The 845-nt window shown below is 69.1% G+C and carries 2 protein-coding genes; both read right to left on the bottom strand.

Going from position 1 to position 845, the window contains the following annotated elements; all coding sequences use genetic code 11:
* Window positions 1-50: 50 nt before the first annotated feature.
* Window positions 51-395 (bottom strand): hypothetical protein, encoded by a 345-nt coding sequence (locus tag SNR22_RS06985; protein ID WP_320065632.1) that lies wholly within the window; start codon window positions 393-395, stop codon window positions 51-53.
* Window positions 392-817, bottom strand: coding sequence for a YbaB/EbfC family nucleoid-associated protein (locus SNR22_RS06980; RefSeq protein ID WP_320065631.1), 426 nt, complete (start codon window positions 815-817; stop codon window positions 392-394). The genes SNR22_RS06985 and SNR22_RS06980 overlap by 4 nt, the downstream gene beginning before the upstream one ends.
* Window positions 818-845 lie beyond the last annotated feature (28 nt).

Below are 845 nucleotides of genomic sequence, written 5' to 3'. Positions count from 1 at the left end.
CGTGACGCGTACCTCTCTGCTGCCGAAAGCCGGCGAAGATCCGACGGACCTCAGCCGTTCCGACCACCCCCACCGCTCCAGCCGCCGGCGACCTCGGCGTTGCCGGCCTCGGTGTTCTCGCCGACCTGCCGCACCACGTCCAGCTTCTCGCCCTGCACGCCCACCGACTCACCAAGCTGCAGGTAAGCCGGAAGCACGTAGTCGACCAACATTTTTCGTACGTTTTCGCGGGCGGCCATCGTGAATTCGTCGTTGGCGGGAGCGCCGTCCGCCCACCGACACGCCACGACGTCCGTCAGCGGTTCGAGGATGTCCACCAGGTGCTGCCGGAATTCGGTCAGCAGCGGCACCCGCTGCGCGAGGGCATCCCCGGAGAACTCGATCGAGCCGTTCATGCTGTCCTCCTCCTGCCCGGCCGCCGATCGCCTGCGGCGCCGACCACCCCCGCGATGCCCTCGATCAGCTCGTCGATCGACGTCGCCTGGCGCGCGGTGTCGTGCAGCCGGGGCAGGTCATCGGCCAGCGCGGCGGTGCCGGCCATCAGCTTGCGCAGGGCGTCGTCACGCGCTTTCTCCACCGACGTCACGATCAGGTTCGCCAGCTCGGCGGGGGCGAGACGCCGGTACCCGTCCCCGTGGAAGGTGAGTTGCAGCAGCTCGCCCTGCCCGCCCACGGTGACCGACAGCCTCCGCTCCTTGTCCTGGACGGTGGTCTTCGTCTCCCGCACCTGCCGGGCCACGCGATCGGACTCGGCCTGCACCTGTTCCAGCGCCGACCTCATCTCGGCCAGCAACTCCTCGTCCCCCAGTGCTCCCATCGGGCACCTCCTCTGTAATCCTCACGCC

Origin of the sequence: Micromonospora sp. RTGN7 (assembly GCF_033804645.1) — a bacterium.
Lineage (GTDB): Bacteria > Actinomycetota > Actinomycetes > Mycobacteriales > Micromonosporaceae > Micromonospora.
Note: the sequence above shows the minus strand (reverse complement) of the source record. Positions and strands in the feature narration are given on the sequence as shown.